A 19,553-nucleotide genomic window follows, 5' to 3' on the forward strand; every position below is an offset into this window, starting at 1 on the left:
TCTATTTATAAAGGGAGTAATTAACCCACGCGGCCATCTACACGACGTTTAACTAAAATGGGCACGCAATGAAATAAGAACAATAAAAAGCCAGCTATCCACAGCATTGCACTCAGTTGCCATGCCAAGTGGTGACCTATCAAAGATACAAGGAGAGCGCGTATAATCGCAGCAATGGCAATACACACAAATGCTAAGGTAATGATAAATGGCACTTTTAGGGGGCGGCCGGTATGACCATGAGACACACGAACCATCATAGCTAAGATCATTAAGCCAATCGTACCTACAGTGATAAAATGCAGCGCATCTTTAAATAAAATGAACGAACTATAGTTGCTCAGTGCAATTAGGAGTAAACCTATGCTCAAAGCCCAATATGAAAGGTGTAGTGACCATAACAGAGGTACTTTTAGTATCCCCTTTTGCCACCAAGCGACACTGCGATAAAAATGCAAACAAGCAAGCCAAGCAAAAACCCAACCTACGCTCATTTGATTAAAGAATAATTGACTAAAGAAGAACCAAGCAATAGCAAATAAAGAACTTACAACAACCAGTTTATCAAGCCTTGGTAGGCGAACTTGCTCGGTAAGATTCAACCCTCGCGCGGTGAAAAATGGCACAACACGGCCTGCAACAATACCAACCAATAAAGTCATCACAATCACCGCTGTATCCACAACACTGAGCGCAAAGAGCATATTTTCAGCAATCACCAATGCCAAAAAAATAATATTAAGAGCACATAGCATGGAGGCAATAGCGATAAACACGTAATTCTGCTTACTACTTGCTTTGAGCAACATATTACTAAGGGTAATAATGCCGGCTAACCACCATATAAGCTGAAACACTCCCACCACATATAAATTAAAATTCGCTGTTATTATGGCAGGTAAAAAGAAACTCAAACGTGCTAATAACCACACAGCAGTCATTAGACAAAGCTTGCTGCCACTGACACTAGGAACACCAGTCCAGGTTTGCGCTGCTGTCAGTAAAAACCCCATAGCAACAACACCTGAAAAACCAAATAGCATTTCATGGGCATGCCAAAGCGTAGCTGGTACAGTTAAATGCCAGTTGGCATAACCGCTTAGCATGAGTAACCAATAACTCATAGAACCCACGGCTAATACACCAGCAACCAAAAAGTAAGGCCTAAACGCCAATGCCCAAATAGGCCATTGACTGACTTGATGAGCCTTTACTTTTTTTGGCATTGGCTCTGTTAAATTAATGACTTTCATTACCACTCTCAGCGTTTAATTTCCCCAGCTATTGCACAGTTCAAGCCAAAAATAAAAGCCATTAAATATCAGTCAATTATATTTAACCACTTGATAAAAAAGTCAAAATGACACACCATTAAAAACATCAATAAAACACTTTCAGGTCAAATTGACATGGCGATCAAAAAATCCCTTCTTGATGTTGCTCTTGCCCTTACCAAAGCAAGCAGTGTTGATTACAATTTCAACTATTTATTGAATTGCATTAATGATTGGCTTGAATGTGATGCAGTTGCCTTATTATTGAAACAAGGTGATGTGTTAAAACCTGTAGCCCTACATGGATTGTCGGACGATACGTTAGGAAGGCGCTTTAAAATAGCGGAGCATCCGCGCTTATTTGAAATATGCCGTGGCAGTGAACCGCTAAAATTTGCCAAAGATTGTGGCCTACCCGACCCCTACGATGGTTTATTACAAAGCCAGCATGGCGACTTTCCTGTTCATGCCTGCATGGGTGTGCCGCTGCAGAGCAGTAAAGACAACAGCGAACTACTCGGTGTTTTAACCTTTGATAGTTTAGATGAACATGCCTTTGACGCTTTAGCAATGAACGAGCTCAATCAACTAAAACAGCTAGCAGCAGGTTATGTTGAGCATGCCCTAACCTTGCAGCATCTTATGCAACATGCACAGCACAGCCATCAAGTTGCACAACAGCTTAATCTTGAAGCGCTGACGCGAGAAGGTGTCGAAATTATTGGTAATAGCCAAGCAATGCTGACCCTTAAAAATGATATCCAGCTGGTGGCTGCCTCAGAATTCAGCGTATTGATCCAAGGTGAAACCGGCGTGGGTAAAGAGCTTGTTGCGCGCAATATCCATTTAAACTCAAAACGCCGCGAACAGCCTCTTATCCATCTCAACTGTGCTTCATTACCAGAGAACTTGGCTGAGAGCGAGTTTTTCGGCCACAGTAAAGGCGCATTTACTGGCGCACATACTGCGCGCCAGGGTAAGTTTCAACTCGCCGATGGTGGTACGCTATTTTTAGATGAGATTGGCGAGTTACCCCTTGCGATGCAAAGTAAACTACTACGCGTATTACAAAGTGGTGAAGTACAAACGGTGGGGGAAGATCAAAGCCGTTATGTTGATGTCAGAGTGATTGCAGCAACCAACCGCGATTTAAAACAAGAAGTCGCTGCGGGGCGCTTTCGTGCAGACCTTTATCACCGCTTAAGCGTTTACCCATTGCATGTTGCACCGTTAAAAGAGCGCGATAACGATGTTATTTTATTGGCAGGCTTTTTTATTGAGCAAACATCTAAAAAATTGGCAATTAAACAACTTAAGCTTAGTAGCGATACACAATTACTACTGCGTCAATATAATTGGCCTGGCAATGTGAGAGAGCTTGAACACGTTATTAGTCGCGCAGCACTCAAAGCCAAGCAGCAGCAATGGCAACAAAGCATTGTCACAATCGAGCCTGAGCATTGTGATATTGCTAAAACGGCCGTTGCGGCACCAAGCCCTGTTGCAGTTAACGAACAAAAAGCCTCTCGCTTATCACTCAAAGAGGCAACTGACGCTTTTAGTTATCAGTTGATAATGCAACAACTTGAACTACACAACCTAAACTGGGCAGCCACAGCACGCAGCTTAAGTGTTGATAGGGCCAACCTTGTGCGCCTAGCCAAACGGCTAGGCATTAGTGTTAAAAAGTCACTCTAGCTAGCCTGTTGTCTTTTTAAAGTACGCTTTTAGTAGCTGACTAAAAGCTTGCACTTTGGCAGTACGGTGCACCAAATGATGTGTCACCAGCCAAAGATCTGTTGGCCAGTTTAGTTCTTTATGAAGCACTGGCACTAAATCAGAGTACTGCTCTGCCACTTCGTGCTGCAAACCACCAATACCAAGCCCCCTAACAATAGCCCGGGTTGCTTCTGATGTTTCTGATACTCTAAGTTTGATTTGTGCTGATGCTATGTGCTCATCGACCCAAGCAAAATAAGGCACTTTACCGTTGTAGCCAGCCACCCCAGAAACAAAACTATGCTGCTCTAGCTGCTGAATACTCTTTGGCATACCATATTTTTCAATATAGCTTTTTGAGGCATAAAACCCAGATGATAGCTCCGCTAAGTGCTGGGCAATATAGTCACCTTCATCAGGGCGCGGGCCCGCTCTGACAGCAATATGCGCTTGACCATGGTCGAGTCGTAGACGATTTTGGTCAAGAATAACCTCAAGCTGCACTTGTGGGTGTAAACTTTGGAACTGCTCACAAACATCACTGAGCACATCAATAAAACCACTCACCGTAGTTAATAATAAGCTGCCTCGCAGTTGGCTATCAGCAGCAATGATATCGTTGTGAAGTTTTTCAAGTTCAGCGTTAATCGATTTTGCAGTCGCAAACAACTTAGCGCCAATTTCTGTCACTGTATAACCACGGGCATGGCGGTGAAATAACCGTGCATCAAGGTTATCTTCTAAATTGTTGATTCTTCTTAGTACTGTGCTGTGGTGAACACCTAACGATTCGGCAGCAGCGGTTAACGTGCCGAGCCTTGCCACCTCATAAGCGACTTTTACATCTTGCCAATCACCAAATTGAATTGCCATAACAGCTCCTTGTGTGCATATACGCACATAAGTTTTGCGTTTATTTGGCTTTTCTGCAAGCTGTTTTTTGCTACAGTGAGTATATCAACAGTGAAGCTTAAAAAAGGAAGCCATCATGACAGCACCAAAAATTATTGCCCTAGCAGGCAGCCTACGTAAAGACAGCTTTAATCAAAAACTGATTAATGAAGCTGCACGCTTCGCCCTCGAAAGTGGTGCTGAAGTAGAAGTGATTAAATTAAGTGATTTAGACTTACCTTTATTTGATGAAGATATTGAAGCGCAAGGTACGCCTACTGGCGCACAATTGTTAAAAGATAAGCTTCGTGCTGCTAATGGTATTTTATTAGCAAGCCCAGAATATAATGGCTCAATTACGGCACCACTTAAAAACGCTATCGATTGGGCATCTCGCACTGAGCAAGGTGCAGTACCGGCATTTCGTAATAAAGTAACCGCTTTGTATGCTTCTTCGCCAGGTGGGTTAGGTGGCTTACGCGGTCTAAACCACGTGCGTGATATTTTATCAGGTATTGGCAGCTTAGTACTTGCGGATCAGTTAGCCGTACCTGCCATCCACACTAAATTAGATGAACAAGGCCGCATTAATGATGCCGATACAGCCGAACAAGTTGCCAGCCTAGCTCAACAACTTGTTAGTGTGGCAAGTAAATTAAATAAGTAAGCCTAATTTAATAGCCCTTAGTTGAGTTTTGTCGCTGCCAGTTTCGCAGCGATAAAATCTTCATGAGTCACATACAAGAGGCTAGCGACACGGCGAATCACAACCTCTTCATGTTTATCTAATTCGCCATCAGCATAGGCTAAGCGCCATAACAGCTCGATAATATCAATACGCTGCTCGGCACTACACTGCGCATTTATTTGCTTAGAAAACTGAAAATAATCAATCGCTTCATCTAAATTCTTAGCAGCACTATCAACGAGCTCCTGAACTTCATCATCTGTTAAAGAAAAATACTTCTTTAAGGTGTCATTCAGTGTTTGTTGCTCATCATCTTGTAGCTCACTGTCGGCGCGCATAACCTCGATTAATAAAGCGGCAACCGCTGTTTTTAGGTCATGCTCACTAATATTTGATTGAGTATCGTCCATCGCTGAAAATAGCTGTTTTATTTTATTGAGCATCACATTTTTACCTTTTGAGTGTTAGACTAGGTATAAGATATAAACTAACGTTACCCTAGTTTGACTGTCGAAGCTAATTCATGGTTCAACAACACGCGCTAGAATTATTGCATCAATCACATGGAGTTAGGTGTTTATGAACAAACCCCGTTCGATATTCGCATTATCAATCAGCGCCCTTTTACTTACCGCTGGTTTTCCCGCTGCATACGCCGAAGAAACCAAAACAGAAAAACTTTTCGACTTTGATGAAGAAGTCCACTACTACCAAACTAAATTAGCCGATGGCCGCTACCACCTCGAAATTCAGTCTGATGACTATAAGCACTTTCGCAATCAAAGCGTATTCTTACTGCGCCATGCAAGTCGCTTGTGTAGAGATAAACCGTTTATGCTTAGAGTGACTGATGGCGTACAGGAGTATGAACGCTTTCCCACTAAACCACGTGCCTATCAGCCACCTTTAACGGTTGTTTTACAGTGCGAAGACGATACTAAATAGTATTAGTCCTCATACCCCCAAGGTGCGCTTGGCGGCGTAATAGGTTTGGTTAAATCAAAATCAACGCGAAATTCACGCCCTTCACGCACTAAACGATACGTAAATTGCTTTGGATAAATATACATTTGCCACGTATTACCCATTGATTGTGGAATACCTTGGTTCACAAACAACTCTTTTGAATATTGATCAGCTGGGAACGACTGCGCATTAGCAAAACCAGCATCAAGGGTATGGCCCCCATACATGGTTGATTTATCATCGCTACCATCTTTATGGCGATGATCGTGCTTTAAACTCAGTCCACTGCCTGTTTTTGTGATGATCCAAGTACGAGACGCATCGTCACCTACATGAAATGGCACTTGCAATTCACGTTCATTACAACGACGCACATGCATCACTAACTTTTTACCCGCAAATGAACTGGGGCCTGTCGCATTATCAACGCTAACTTTACCTTCGTAAGCTTTACCACAATGGGCAGCAATATTATCAAAAAAGCCATCATGGCTTGGAATAGATACTAACGGCGCTGGACGCGCAGCCGCTACTGATGATGCTGCTACGAGCATCGATGCCACTAAGTATTTCATGGTGTGTTCCCTAAATAAAATTTCAGTTTAGGCTAATGGTTTAAAGCTTAGAAAGAAAATAAAATAGATGAATATTGAGCTTTCATGTCAGAACACTCGCAATATTAGTAAAATTACTGCTTCATGCTAATATTGTCTTTTTTATAAGTTCAAACGCCATCAAGCAGAATAAATATTCATTTATCCAAATCTAAAATAAAAATTACATGAAAAAGATTAATCCAAATAAAATTAGTTCCGCTCCTAAAAAGGCTGAAAATAACTTTCGACTTACTGTTAGCAGAAAAAATATTGTATTAAAAGGCAATGAGGGTCGATTTAAAAGAGGTCCGTATCGTGGGGCTAGTCTTTTATTTGGGCCTGAAGAGATCCAAGCTCTTTATGAAATGGGCAAAGTCGTTGTGCCCTTCGTTACAGGAGTTTGGATTAATAATAGACTCGTAAATAAAGGAGCTAAGGCTTCAAGAGGAACAACAAAACTCTGTAGTTTCAAGCTTCCTTCACGACAAAGAGTCTGTCGTAAACATTTATATTATCGTGAAACTATTATATGTGAACATGGTAAAAAATATGATGTTTTTAGATGTGATGATGGACATGAGCTCAAACAAGCAATCATATCCTGCAAAAAATAAATAAAAACGCGGCCTTGGCCGCGTTTAGGTTCACATGGAAAAAACAGGTTATTGCCAAGGGCGTTCTGCTGCAAGTTGCTGCTCAAAGGCATCAATTTGGCTGTTAAGTGTTTCAGTCACACCGATAAAGTCCAAGCCGCTTAATAAACGCTCTTTAATGTCATGACGAATATCAAAGTCAATAGTGTCAAACTTATCGCTACGAAGTTGTTGGTTTTCTAAATCAACTTCGATATGAATATCGTCATGCTGTTCACTCAACACAAATAATTGCTCAAGCGTTTCTGCTGGTAATGCGATAGCAAGCATTTGGTTATTGCCGCAGTTATTAAAGAAAATATCGGCAAAGCTTTGTGCTAAGATAACTTCAAAACCATATTGCTTTAATGCCCATGGCGCGTGCTCACGCGATGAACCACAACCAAAGTTGTCGCGAGTTAACAGAATTTGCGCACCTTGGTAACAAGGGCGGTTCAAAATAAATTCAGGGTTTGGCTCGCCGTTATCTAAATAACGCCAATCGTAAAAAAGCGCCGCATCAAAACCATCACGGCTGGTCGACGTTAAAAACTGCTTTGGAATAATTTGGTCAGTATCAACATTGTTTTTATCTAATGGGGCCATTAAGCCACTAAAAAATACACTCATTAGGCTTCTCCTCTGATATCAACAAAACGACCATGAATTGCCGCTGCAGCTGCCATTGCAGGGCTCACTAAGTGAGTGCGACCACCGCGACCTTGGCGTCCTTCAAAGTTACGATTTGATGTCGACGCACAGCGTTTACCGGCTTCTAATCTGTCGTCATTCATTGCTAAGCACATTGAACAACCTGGCTCACGCCATTCAAAACCAGCTGCTTTGAAGATATCTGCAAGGCCTTCGTCTTCGGCTTGTTTTTTAACAAGGCCAGAACCTGGAACAATCAGTGCTTCAACACCCGCGGCAACCTGCTTACCTTCGACAATCTGCGCGGCAGCACGTAAGTCTTCAATTCGGCTATTGGTACATGAGCCAATAAACACGGTATCAACAGTTGCTGAAGACAATTTATCACCGGCTTTTAAGCCCATATATTTTAGTGCGCTACGAATCGCATCAGCTTTGATTAGATCTGGTTCTTGCTCAGGGTCTGGAATGAATTCATCGACGCCAATCACTTGCTCTGGGCTGGTACCCCAAGTAATTTGCGGTTGAATATCAGCAGCCTCCAATTCAACAACATGATCAAACTGCGCGCCTTCATCAGTTTTTAGTGTTTGCCAGTAGGCAACGGCATCATCAAAGTCAGCACCTTGTGGTGCAAATGGGCGACCTTTTAAATAATCATAAGTTGTTTGATCTGGCGCGATTAAACCCGCTTTTGCGCCCATTTCAATACTCATATTACAAAGCGTCATACGCGCTTCCATAGACAGCGCTTCAATTCCTTCACCACAAAATTCAGCAACATAGCCAGTACCACCCGCAGTGCCTAATTTACCAATCACCGCCATGATTAAATCTTTTGCAGTAACAGTTGGGCGTAGGCGACCATTAATTTGAATTTTTAACGACTTGGCTTTTTTCTGCTGTAGCGTTTGAGTGGCTAGAACATGCTCAACTTCTGACGTACCAATACCGTGCGCTAGTGCACCAAATGCGCCATGGGTAGAGGTGTGGCTGTCACCACACACTATGGTTGTGCCCGGTAAGGTAATGCCCTGCTCAGGCCCCATTACATGCACAATACCTTGATTAATCGAATTTAAATCATAAAGTTGAATACCAAACTCTTTACAGTTTGCATCCAGTGCCATTAATTGATTTTTCGACACTTCACTCGCAGCATCTAATGAGCGACTTTTCGTTGAAACGTTATGGTCCATGGTCGCAAAGGTTTTTTCTGGGCAACGTACTTTACGGTTTTTCTCACGTAAACCAGCAAAGGCTTGCGGTGAGGTAACTTCATGAACTAGATGACGGTCGATATAAAGTAAATCGGTTTGATCGTTAATGTTGGCGACTACATGAGCTTGCCAGATTTTATCGTATAAGGTTTGGGCCACTTGCTATTCCCTCATTTTAGTTACGCTGAGTGACGAGCTCAGCGCAAACAACTTTTTAATTAAATACGTGCCACAATTGCCGCAGCAACATCACTGGTGGTGTACCCTGCATTTGGGTAGATATCTGGCGTACCAACACCGGCTTCAACCGCTTCTGCTACCGCTTTTTCAATAGTACGCGCCGCTTCATCTTGACCTAGTGAGTAACGCAGCATAAGCGCAGCACTTAAAATTTGCGCGATCGGGTTTGCAACCCCTTTACCGGCGATATCAGGTGCTGAGCCACCAGCTGGCTCATATAAGCCAAAGCCAGACTGATTTAAACTCGCTGATGGTAATAAGCCCATAGAGCCTGTGATCATCGCGCACTCATCAGACAAAATGTCGCCAAATAAATTATCGCAAAGTAATACATCAAACTGACTTGGCTGTTTCACTAACTGCATTGCCGCGTTATCAACATAAATGTAGTCTAGGCTTACTTCTGGGTAGTCTTTACTGACTTCAGTGACTACCTCTCGCCAAAGTACACTTGACGCTAACACATTCGCTTTATCAACCGAGGTAACATGATTACTACGCAGCTTAGCGGCTTCAAAGGCAAAACGAGCGATACGCTCAATTTCTTTACGTGAATATGTTTGGGTATCGAAAGCAACTTCTTGCTCACCTTCGCCACTACGACCTTTTTCACCGAAATAAATACCGCCTGTTAGCTCACGCACACATAAGATATCAAAGCCTTGTGCGCTGATATCTGCACGCAGCGGTGACGCAGCACTTAGTGCAGGTAATAATTGTGCTGGGCGTAAATTACAGAACAAACCAAAATGCTTACGCAATGGCAACAAAGACGCTCGCTCTGGCTGTTCGTTCGGTGGTAAGTTTTCCCACTTAGGGCCACCAACAGAGCCAAATAAAATCGCATCGGCATTTTCGCAGGCACTCAGTGTGCTTTGCGGCAACGCCTGACCAAACTCATCAATGGCAGCACCACCAATCGCGTGGTGATGACGAGTCAAAGTAAAACCAAATTTTTCGCTTACAGCATCCAAGACGGTTTCTGCTGCTGCCATAACTTCTGGACCAATCCCGTCGCCTGCTAATACTGCGATACTGTAATTCGATTGACTCATCCTGCTTTCCTCTGTTGTTTTAAATCAGACACTTTTTGTGCACGATAAATTAAGTTATAAACGCGGATCATGGCGCGTACTGACGCTTCTACCACATCCGCTGCAATGCCCGCGCCGTGATATGGGCGACCATCGTATTTAGCGATAATATTCACTTGCCCTAGCGAGCTGGCACCTTGTCCTGTTGCTTCTAGGTTGTATTCAATCATCTCAACCGACATACCCGTTAAGCGCTCAATTGCTAAGAAAGATGCTTCTACAGGGCCATTACCTGTTGCTGCCTCCTGCTTAGACTCGCCATCAATTGTCATGCCGATTGTTGAGCTCGCCACTGATTGCGAGTTAGACGTAGAGTTAACAAACTCAAGTTGGTACTTCTCGTCTTTATCTTTGATTTGATTAAAGTAAATCATCGCTTCTAAGTCGTAGTCATACACAGTGCCTTTTTGGTCTGCTAATGCTAAGAAGCTGGTGTACAAGCTATCCATATCGTAATCAGATTTTTGATAGCCTAACTCTTCTAAACGGTGCTCAATAACATGACGACCTGAACGCGAAGTCATGTTTAATTGGTTATTGGGTACACCGACACTTTCTGGCGACATAATCTCGTAAGTGTTTTGCGCTTTTAATACGCCGTCTTGGTGGATCCCTGAGCTGTGTGCAAAGGCATTTTCACCAACGATTGCTTTGTTTGGTTGTACTGGCATATTACAAATCTTCGCGACTTGACGCGAAGCACGGTAAATTTCTTCACTGCGAATATCGGTATGCACTTTTAAGTGGTCTTCACGCATCTTCATGATCATCGACACTTCTTCAAGCGAACAGTTACCTGCGCGCTCACCAATACCATTAATGGTACATTCGATTTGGCGAGCACCGGCTTGTACCGCAGCGATTGAGTTAGCAACCGCTAAACCTAAATCGTTGTGGCAATGCACACTTAAACGTGCCTTGTCGATGTTTGGCACATTATTCATTAAGTGATGGATCATCGCAGCGTATTCGTCTGGCGTTACATAACCTACGGTGTCAGGTAAGTTAATTGTTGATGCACCCGCATCAATAGCACTTTCAACGATACGGCATAAATCCCAATGCGGTGTACGACCAGCATCTTCACACGAAAACTCAACGTCATCCGTGTAGTTACGCGCAAGCTTAATCGACTTAACAGCCATCGCTGTTGCATCGTCTAAGCTCATTCGTAATTTGTGTTCAAGGTGTAATGGACTAGTTGCGATAAAGGTGTGAATACGGCCTTGCTCAGCAGGGCGAAGTGCCTCACCACAGGCTTCAATATCTTTTGCTACAGCACGTGCTAAACCACAAATAATCGGCCCTTTCACCTCAGTTGCAATACGCTGTACTGAGCGAAAGTCTGCGGGGCTAGATACCGGAAAACCGACTTCCATTACATCCACATTTAAGCGGCTAATGGTATGCGCAAGCTGAATTTTGTCATCTTCGGTTAGGCTTGCTTTTAATGCTTGCTCACCATCGCGTAACGTTGTATCAAAAATCCAAACTTTATCTTTCATAAATTGTCCTCGTTCCCAATGACCCATTAGCGAGATAAAAAAAACCCCGCGTTTGCGGGGTTTTATAATATTTACAAATGCAAATACACTAAGCCCCACCTACTTGCTTAAGCAGTAAGAGGTTCAGTGTTAATGTAATTAAACGTGTCATTTGCATCTTAATTTTCTAAATGTGTGTTCAGTGAGCTGTATTTTTAACACCCAGCACACACTCTTGCAAGCATATTTTTTTCACTAAGCACAATATAAAGACGCAAATATAGAAATAAAAATTCACAAAACAAACAAAAAAAGGATAAAAATGACAATTTAATGGTTAGTTGTCGTTAGAAAAAGTACTTAACGCTTACGGCCTGCTTAGATTAACTTTTTTCATTTCCACCGTTATCCCTAACATACAATAATGCACCACGCGCTATATAACGTAATTGCCAAATAACACGTTCTACCAACTCTTCACGTTGCTGCCCTTCAATATCAAGCGCCTCTGCCCCTGCGTTAAATACTAAAGTGACCATCGCTTCCGCTTGTATATAGGCATGGGTGGCATCGCATGGCGTTTCACTTTCAAGGTAATGTGCAAGCTCCAAGATGAAATGTTTTATCTCGCGAGCAACAGCGGCACGAAACGCTTTTGAAGTACCTGAGCGTTCACGCAATAACAACCTGAATTGATTACTTGAGTTATCAATAAATTCCATGAAAGTGACAATCGATGTAGTAATGACACTGCCACCACTTTCGATACGCCGACGGGCTTGGCGCATTAACTGGCGAAGCGTTAACCCCGCTTCATCAACCATGGTCAAGCCAAGTTCATTCATATCTTTAAAATGGCGATAAAAAGAGGTTGGCGCAATCCCTGCTTCACGAGCAACTTCACGTAAACTTAAATTAGAAAAGCTATGATCGGCACTCAATTGATTAAATGCAGCTTCGATTAGTGCTTGTCGTGTTTTTTGTTTCTGTTGCGCTCTAACACCCGACATGAAAACTCCCAAGGTGAACTTTTAATGATTTTTAAGTTAATGAGACAGTCTAATACTTGACGCGAAGAGTTTGAAACACTATTTTAGCGTACAACTGTACGCCGAGATTTATTATGATGAAGAAACCACCGATTATTTGGACCAATGTGTTATTTTTTAGCCTGACATTTTTGGCCGCAATTACACTTGTTCCTTGGTATGGATTTAGTTACGGATACACCACTGTGCAATGGATAGCTTTTGTTGCTTGCATGTTTTACGCAGGATTATCTATCACCGCAGGTTACCACCGCTTATGGGCACACAAAGCCTATGATGCACACCCTGTGATTGAATTTATATTCGCCCTTGGTGGTGCATTTGCGCTGCAAAATAGTGCGCTTCACTGGAGTAGCGACCACCGTATTCATCATGGTCAAGTTGATGATCCAATCAAAGACCCTTATGCCGCAACAAATGGCTTTTGGTACAGCCATATAGGTTGGATGCTGCGAGACTATCAAGGAGAGGAATACGGAAATTATAGTAATTGCCGTGACTTACAGAAAAATAAAGTCGTTATGTGGCAACACCGCCACTACATGAAATTAGTATTAGCGACCAATATTGGTATTCCTCTTTTACTTGGGTTAATGGTCGGTGATGTGTGGGGGATGTTACTACTTGCAGGGTTGTTACGTTTAGTATTAAGCCAGCATTTTACCTTTTTTATAAATTCAGTTGCCCATATATGGGGGTCTCGTCCATACACCGAAAAAAATACCGCACGCGATAATGGTTTTTTAGCGTTATTCACTTATGGTGAGGGCTATCATAATTTCCACCATATTTTTGCCAGTGACTATCGTAATGGTATTAAATGGTATCACTATGATCCAACCAAATGGATGATCCGCACGCTCGCATCTGTCGGTCTTGCATCAAAATTAAAACGTACACCAGTCGAGCGCATTGAAAAAGCCAAAGCAGAAACCTTGATGAATAAAACCCAAGGCCGCCTTGCAAAATTGCCTTTAGCGCAAGATAAGCTTACATTATTACAATCTGAGTACGATTTACTGCTGAAAAAACTGCAACACTTCTGTGCCCTGCAAAAACGCGTGTTAGAAATCAAAAAGAATAACATGATGAAACAATGCGAAAAATCAGCATTAATGACACAATATCATGAGCTTGAAGCCGCTTGGGAAAACCAAAAGCAGGCTTGGCTTGCACTAAATGCGAGGTTATTAAAAGCCTCTTTTAGTTAATATAGGAGCGGCTGTGGCCAAACAACAAGTAAAGCAAAAAGATACTCCATCTTATCAATATGATGCGATCATCATAGGGACAGGTCCTGGCGGTGAAGGTACCGCCATGAACCTATCTAAAAGTAATAAGAAAGTCGCTGTCATTGAGCGCCAAGAAGCAGTAGGCGGCGGCTGTGTGCACTGGGGCACTATTCCGTCAAAAGCATTACGTCATTCTGTAAGCCGTTACATTGAATATAAAGCAAACCCGCTATTTAATATTAGCGAACGTCCGAACCGCTTAACTTTCCCTGATATTTTGCGTCACGCTAGTAATGTCATATCTAAGCAGTCAAGTTTACGTAGTAGCTTTTATGACCGTAACCGCATTCATATGTATCAGGGTGATGCTGAGTTTGTTGACAAGCACACAATTAAAATTACACACCTTGATGGTTCGCACGAAACACTCACCGCGCAAACAATTGTCATTGCTACAGGCTCTCGCCCATATCGTCCACCTGGCGTTGACTTTAATCATGCACGTATTTACGACAGTGACACGATTTTAGGCCTTGAACATGACCCACATCGCGTACTGATTTATGGTGCAGGTGTGATTGGCTGTGAATACGCTTCTATTTTTAAAGGCTTAGGCGCAAAAGTTGATCTAGTAAATACCCGCGACCGCCTACTTGCCTTTATGGATGCAGAAATTTCAGATGCACTAAGCTATCACTTTTGGAACAGCGGTATTGTTATTCGTCATAACGAAGAATTTGATAGAGTAGAAACTCGCGATGATTGTGTTGTGATGCACTTAAAATCAGGCAAGCGAGTTAAAGCAGACTGTATTTTGTTTGCTAATGGTCGTACGGGTAACACCGATACATTAAACCTTGATGCTGTTGGCCTAAAAGCAGATGGTCGTGGCCAGCTTAAAGTGAATGAAACTTACCAAACAGAAGTCGATAACATTTATGCTGTTGGTGATGTTATTGGCTATCCAAGCCTTGCTAGTGCGGCATTTGATCAAGGGCGAATCGCCGCTGATGCTATTGCCTGTGGTAACTGCGAAGAAAAATTGATTATTGATATACCGGCAGGGATTTATACTATTCCTGAAATGAGCTCAGTGGGTAAAACCGAGCAAGAGCTCACCGCAGCTAAAATTCCATACGAAGTGGGTCGTGCCCAATTTAAACATTTAGCGCGGGCACAAATAGCAGGCACTGAGGTAGGTAGTTTAAAGATTTTATTCCATGTTGATACCAAAGAAGTGCTCGGTGTGCATTGCTTTGGCGAGCGTGCCTCTGAAATTGTTCACATCGGCCAAGCGATTATGGAGCAAAAGAACGGCGGCAATAACATTGATTACTTTGTGAATACCACGTTTAACTACCCAACTATGGCTGAAGCCTATCGCGTAGCTGCATTAAATGGTTTAAATCGTTTGTTTAAGTAAATAAAAAAAGCCCGCTTAATAACGCGGGCTTTTTCGTCATTAGCTTTTGCTTATTTGTGGTATTTACCACTGAATTCATGAACCGCGTTGATAAATACACCTGCGTTTTCTGGGTCAACATCAGGTGTAATACCATGACCTAGGTTAAATACATGGCCAGAGCCTGTACCAAAGTCTTCAAGAATAGTCGCTACTTCTTGGCGAATACGCTCAGGCGTACCATGTAGCATGGCAGGGTCCATGTTACCTTGTAGTGCTACTTTATCACCAACACGACGCTTTGCATCACCAATATTAATTGTCCAATCTAGACCTACAGCATCACAGCCCGTCGCCGCGATTGCTTCAATCCACTGACCGCCATTTTTAGTAAACAGTGTTACAGGTACTTTGCGACCATCATGCTCGCGAATTAAGCCATCAACAATCTTGTGCATGTATTGTAATGAAAACTCATTGTAATCACGTGGGCTTAATACTCCACCCCATGAGTCAAATACCATTAACGATTGCGCACCCGCTTTAACTTGCGCGTTTAAATAGTCAATGACTGAGTCAGCTAATTTATCAAGTAATAGGTGCAGTGTTTGTGGCTCAGCAAACGCCATTTTTTTGATTTTACCGAATGTTTTGCTGCTTCCACCTTCAACCATGTAAGTGGCAAGTGTCCAAGGTGACCCAGAGAAACCAATTAGCGGTACTTCACCTTTTAATTCGCGACGAATCGTACTTACCGCATTCATCACATAACCAAGCTCATCAGTTGGATCGATATTTGGGATTTTTTTAACATCAGCTAATGAAGAGATCGGACGTTCAAATTTAGGACCTTCACCCGTTTCAAAATACAGACCTAAACCCATTGCATCTGGAATAGTTAAAATATCACTAAATAGAATTGCAGCATCAAGCGGATAACGACGTAAAGGCTGTAACGTTACTTCACAAGCAAGTTCAGCGTTTTTACATAAACTCATAAAGTCGCCTGCTTGGGCACGTGTAGCACGGTACTCAGGTAAATAACGGCCAGCTTGGCGCATCATCCATACCGGAGTGACATCAACAGGTTGTTTTTGTAATGCACGTAAATAACGGTCGTTTTTTAATTCGCTCATGCGTATAGATCCTAGAACTGAATGAAATTTTGCTGGTGATTGTATCACCATATTACGCGCCCCACTATGGATAGATAACCAAGCCTAGATATAGATCACGATTTTTAGGCTCTGCCCAACAAATAGAGCAGGTTTTATACGAAAACAAAATATTTTTAAAACTTTTCATTAATAAATTTGCAACAAAGAAAAAAGCTTGGTATAACTTATCCCGCGTTAACAAAAACAATAATAAAAATCTTATAACAATAAGAACAAAAATCTTCCCATAACAATAAGAAAGCTTGTTTTAACAAGTCTAGAAAAAGAATTAAACCACCAATTTTGGTGGTTTTTTCTTTTCTTAATCATTGATTTATACAATCACCTCAGTATTTTCAACGTTAAAAATTAACACTAGTAGTTTTTAATTATTTCCCATACACTGCTGTTAAAGTAAAAATTAACCTAACCTATTACGGCACGCATTTCATATAGCAACATGCTGCCTTATGTTTCTAGGTTGGCTTTTAACAGTTTGTTGTAACTAAACACGAAGAATTAGTTGATCTTTGTGTCATATTTCCTTTTTATATAGAAAGGAAACCAACTCAGCGAGGAGATGAAATATGCTGACGCGTTTGGAAAAAGCTCAACAAAAATGGGGTGGAAGCCACTCTGTTATCGATAAGTGGCTCACAGAGCGCCAAGAGCTACTTGTGCTGTTCTGCCGTATAGCGGGCTTTTCACCGTATGAAAAGAAAGATCATGCCCTTCCAGATCAACTACAAATCCAAAATTTTTGTCAAATTTTAATGGACTATTTATCTGCTGGTCATTTTGAAATTTACGATGACATTGCAAAAGCATGTGAAGAGAAAGGCCCAGAAAGCCAAAAGCTTGCCAGTGCACTTTACCCACGTATTTCAGAAACAACTGACATTGCTCTCGACTTTAACGATAAATATGCTGAAGTAGATAAAGATGATTTACTGGATGAGTTTGATAAAGACTTATCTGCCCTAGGCGAAGCACTTGAGCTACGCTTTGAATTAGAAGATGAGTTAATCGATAACTTATATTCAAATCATACTAGCTAGTGCAACTTCATAGCAGCAGAGAGTAAATTCTCTGCTGAATGCCACTTTTTGCCTTTCTTTAAAGAATCAATTATTCCATTCAAATAAAAATATTTGAAATAAATATTTAGATGCGATACTCATACTATAAAAACATGAGGTTCGCCATGCATAAACGGTCATTTTTAAAGTCACTTTCAATTCTTGCAGCAGGTGCAAGCCTAACATCAGCTCCCTTAATTGCCGCACAGAATAACAGTGGCCACACTTTAATTAAGCCAAAAGCACTCACAAAGGGAGGCACTATCGGTGTCTGTAGTCCTTCTGCGGCAACCGCCGAACATACTGATATCATACTAGCAAAAGGGGTGATTGAAGCACTGGGTTATAAAGCAAGGCTGGCACCTAATATTCTAGCAAGACGAGGGCATTTAGCTGGAACAGATGCTATGCGAGCCAACGATCTAAATAACTTGTTTAGCGATACGGATATCGGTGCTATTTTTTGTTTGCGTGGTGGTTCAGGCGCAGCCCGTATTTTACCTTTGCTCGACTACACCATGATCCGCAACAACCCTAAGCCACTCATGGGCTACTCAGATATCACCGCTTTACATAACGCACTGCTTGCCAAAACTGGCATGATTAGTTTTCATGGTCCAAACGCATCTAGTGAATGGAATCCATTTCATGTAGAGCAATTTAAAAGCCTGTTCGAAGCACGAAAGCGCATGCATTATCAAAATTTACCCAAAGCAGACGATGAGCTAGTAAATACCAAGTACCTGACTCAAACTATCACAGCAGGTAAGGCGACGGGTCGCTTAATCGGTGGAAACTTGACAGTACTCACCGCTTTGGCGGGTTCTGATTACCTTCCCGACTTTAACGGGGCCATTTTGTTTTTAGAAGATATTGATGAAGCACCGTATCGAATTGACCGTATGATGAGCACATTAAAGCTCATGGGTGCACTTGATAAGATTGCGGGTTTTGTATTTGGTGATTGTAATGAGTGCAAGCCTGGTCGTGGTTATGGCTCGTTAACACTTGGTGATATTTTTGCAGATTATATTAAACCATTAGGCATTCCCGCTTATCGCGGTGCAATGATAGGCCATATTAAACGCCAATTTATTTTACCTGTGGGTGCGTTAATTGAACTTGATGCTAACAAAGGTACGCTTAAAATGAGGGAAACTGCATTTAGCTAGATGAGTGAAAGTACAAAAAAAGGGCCATGAGGCCCTTTTCTTTCTTCTGAGTAATAAATTACTCTGCAGCAGCTGCTTTTTCTTCGTCTTGGATTTCAAGTAATTCTACTTCAAAAACCAATGTTGAATTAGCAGGAATCTTACCAAGATCACGCTCGCCGTATGCAAGTTCAGATGGGATTGTGAACTTGTACTTAGAGCCAACTGGCATTAATTGTAAACCTTCAGTCCAACCTGGGATCACACGATTAAGTGGGAAAGTTGTTGGTTCGTTACGTGAGTATGAGCTATCGAACTCAGTGCCATCAAGTAAAGTACCTTTGTAATGTACTTTTACAACGTCAGTTGCTACTGGCTTTTCGCCTTCACCTTCGGTGATCACTTCGTACTGTAAGCCAGACTCAGTAACAGTAACACCTTCTTTCTTCGCGTTTTCAGCTAAGAACTTTTCACCTTCAGCTTTGCTTTTTTCAGCTTCTACTTTTGCTTTTTCTTCTTGCTTAGTACGCATGCTTTGATCAAGTGCAGTTAACACTTCACGAATTTTTTCATCGTCTAGTTTAGCGTTACCAGCAAGGGCATCTTCAAAGCCACGCTTTAATAGCGCTTCGTCTAACTCAATACCTAGCTCTTTTTTATCAGCTAAATCTTGGTTTAAGAAGTTACCAACAGATGCACCGATACCGTAGGCTTGTTGTTGTGCTTCAGTCTCTAGTTTAACTTCAGCTTGCTGTTCTTTTTTTGCTTCTTGATTACAAGCTGTTAGCGCTAAAACTGACGCTGCAATCAATGACAATTTAATCGTCTTTCTCATTTTATATCTCCGACACACTTTGCAGTTGTCAATTATTGTATTATTACTAGTTAAAGGTTAACGACCTATTATGGTAGGCTGCTTGTCTAATAACTAAACTTTATGCAAACGCATAATCTAGTGATTAGACTAACAACCTTGGCTTTTAACGAGCCCTAGTCTAACCTCTCAATCACTAAGAGTTAAGGGGAAA

The 19,553-nt window shown here is 41.9% G+C and carries 19 protein-coding genes; 8 read left to right on the forward strand and 11 right to left on the reverse strand.

The genetic code is table 11. The features are described 5' to 3' along the window. Positions 1-20: 20 nt before the first annotated feature. Positions 21-1,253 carry an NnrS family protein gene (locus L3V38_RS18870; protein ID WP_237120352.1) on the reverse strand — a complete coding sequence of 411 codons (1,233 nt, stop codon included), beginning with the start codon at positions 1,251-1,253 and terminating at the stop codon, positions 21-23. A 156-nt stretch (positions 1,254-1,409) separates the two neighbouring features. On the opposite strand from L3V38_RS18870, the gene norR reads away from it, so the two are divergent. Beyond that, positions 1,410-2,972: a nitric oxide reductase transcriptional regulator NorR gene (gene norR / locus L3V38_RS18875; protein WP_237120354.1), complete on the forward strand. Its 1,563-nt coding sequence runs from the start codon at positions 1,410-1,412 to the stop codon at positions 2,970-2,972. Here norR and L3V38_RS18880 read toward each other — a convergent pair whose 3' ends face one another. Beyond that, the gene (locus L3V38_RS18880; protein WP_237120356.1) at positions 2,973-3,866 is read right to left on the reverse strand and encodes a LysR family transcriptional regulator; all 894 of its coding nucleotides are present in this window, start codon (positions 3,864-3,866) and stop codon (positions 2,973-2,975) included. It lies immediately after the preceding gene. Positions 3,867-3,981: 115 nt separating this feature from the next. On the opposite strand from L3V38_RS18880, the gene L3V38_RS18885 reads away from it, so the two are divergent. After that, a complete protein-coding gene (locus tag L3V38_RS18885) occupies positions 3,982-4,551 on the forward strand; it encodes an NAD(P)H-dependent oxidoreductase (protein ID WP_237120357.1) in 570 nt (189 codons plus the stop codon). Positions 4,552-4,568: 17 nt separating this feature from the next. On the opposite strand, the gene L3V38_RS18890 is transcribed toward L3V38_RS18885, so the two are convergent. After that, complete coding sequence (locus L3V38_RS18890; protein ID WP_130149208.1) at positions 4,569-5,015, reverse strand: TerB family tellurite resistance protein; 447 nt, start codon at positions 5,013-5,015, stop codon at positions 4,569-4,571. Positions 5,016-5,151: 136 nt separating this feature from the next. On the opposite strand from L3V38_RS18890, the gene L3V38_RS18895 reads away from it, so the two are divergent. Next, positions 5,152-5,517, forward strand: coding sequence for a hypothetical protein (locus L3V38_RS18895; RefSeq protein WP_237120358.1), 366 nt, complete (start codon positions 5,152-5,154; stop codon positions 5,515-5,517). Between the two features lie 2 nt (positions 5,518-5,519). Here the strand turns inward: L3V38_RS18895 and L3V38_RS18900 are convergent, their stop codons facing one another. Further along, a complete protein-coding gene (locus L3V38_RS18900) occupies positions 5,520-6,113 on the reverse strand; it encodes a hypothetical protein (RefSeq protein ID WP_237120359.1) in 594 nt (197 codons plus the stop codon). Positions 6,114-6,319: 206 nt separating this feature from the next. Between L3V38_RS18900 and L3V38_RS18905 the strand changes: the two genes are divergently transcribed. After that, complete coding sequence (locus L3V38_RS18905) at positions 6,320-6,748, forward strand: hypothetical protein (RefSeq protein WP_237120360.1); 429 nt, start codon at positions 6,320-6,322, stop codon at positions 6,746-6,748. 48 nt (positions 6,749-6,796) lie between these two features. Here L3V38_RS18905 and leuD read toward each other — a convergent pair whose 3' ends face one another. The 5 genes from leuD to fabR form a co-directional block, all read right to left on the reverse strand. Then, the gene (leuD, locus tag L3V38_RS18910) at positions 6,797-7,396 is read right to left on the reverse strand and encodes a 3-isopropylmalate dehydratase small subunit (RefSeq protein ID WP_237120361.1); all 600 of its coding nucleotides are present in this window, start codon (positions 7,394-7,396) and stop codon (positions 6,797-6,799) included. Next, positions 7,396-8,796 carry a 3-isopropylmalate dehydratase large subunit gene (gene leuC / locus L3V38_RS18915; protein WP_237120362.1) on the reverse strand — a complete coding sequence of 467 codons (1,401 nt, stop codon included), beginning with the start codon at positions 8,794-8,796 and terminating at the stop codon, positions 7,396-7,398. The genes leuD and leuC overlap by 1 nt, the downstream gene beginning before the upstream one ends. Positions 8,797-8,855: 59 nt before the next feature. After that, the gene (leuB, locus tag L3V38_RS18920) at positions 8,856-9,932 is read right to left on the reverse strand and encodes a 3-isopropylmalate dehydrogenase (protein ID WP_063702500.1); all 1,077 of its coding nucleotides are present in this window, start codon (positions 9,930-9,932) and stop codon (positions 8,856-8,858) included. After that, a complete protein-coding gene (gene leuA / locus L3V38_RS18925) occupies positions 9,929-11,476 on the reverse strand; it encodes a 2-isopropylmalate synthase (protein WP_130149199.1) in 1,548 nt (515 codons plus the stop codon). Before leuA ends, leuB begins: the two co-directional genes overlap by 4 nt. 362 nt (positions 11,477-11,838) lie before the next feature. Next, entirely contained in the window at positions 11,839-12,465 is a 627-nt protein-coding gene (fabR, locus tag L3V38_RS18930) for an HTH-type transcriptional repressor FabR (protein WP_062568368.1), read from the reverse strand. Between the two features lie 116 nt (positions 12,466-12,581). On the opposite strand from fabR, the gene L3V38_RS18935 reads away from it, so the two are divergent. Beyond that, positions 12,582-13,715 (forward strand): fatty acid desaturase, encoded by a 1,134-nt coding sequence (locus L3V38_RS18935; RefSeq protein WP_062568369.1) that lies wholly within the window; start codon positions 12,582-12,584, stop codon positions 13,713-13,715. Positions 13,716-13,728: 13 nt separating this feature from the next. After that, positions 13,729-15,159 (forward strand): Si-specific NAD(P)(+) transhydrogenase, encoded by a 1,431-nt coding sequence (sthA, locus tag L3V38_RS18940; RefSeq protein WP_237120363.1) that lies wholly within the window; start codon positions 13,729-13,731, stop codon positions 15,157-15,159. A gap of 50 nt (positions 15,160-15,209) precedes the next feature. Here sthA and hemE read toward each other — a convergent pair whose 3' ends face one another. Further along, positions 15,210-16,274, reverse strand: a complete 1,065-nt coding sequence (gene hemE, locus L3V38_RS18945) for a uroporphyrinogen decarboxylase (protein ID WP_054562901.1) — start codon at positions 16,272-16,274, stop codon at positions 15,210-15,212. 608 nt (positions 16,275-16,882) lie between these two features. Between hemE and L3V38_RS18950 the strand changes: the two genes are divergently transcribed. Beyond that, positions 16,883-17,353 (forward strand): Rsd/AlgQ family anti-sigma factor, encoded by a 471-nt coding sequence (locus L3V38_RS18950; RefSeq protein ID WP_062568372.1) that lies wholly within the window; start codon positions 16,883-16,885, stop codon positions 17,351-17,353. Positions 17,354-17,499: 146 nt separating this feature from the next. Then, positions 17,500-18,546 carry an LD-carboxypeptidase gene (locus L3V38_RS18955; protein ID WP_237120365.1) on the forward strand — a complete coding sequence of 349 codons (1,047 nt, stop codon included), beginning with the start codon at positions 17,500-17,502 and terminating at the stop codon, positions 18,544-18,546. A gap of 58 nt (positions 18,547-18,604) precedes the next feature. On the opposite strand, the gene fkpA is transcribed toward L3V38_RS18955, so the two are convergent. After that, on the reverse strand, positions 18,605-19,360 hold the full coding sequence (gene fkpA, locus L3V38_RS18960; RefSeq protein WP_062568374.1) for an FKBP-type peptidyl-prolyl cis-trans isomerase: 756 nt from the start codon (positions 19,358-19,360) through the stop codon (positions 18,605-18,607). Positions 19,361-19,553: the final 193 nt, after the last annotated feature.

Origin of the sequence: Pseudoalteromonas sp. L1, assembly GCF_021728095.1 — a bacterium.
Taxonomy (GTDB): domain Bacteria; phylum Pseudomonadota; class Gammaproteobacteria; order Enterobacterales; family Alteromonadaceae; genus Pseudoalteromonas.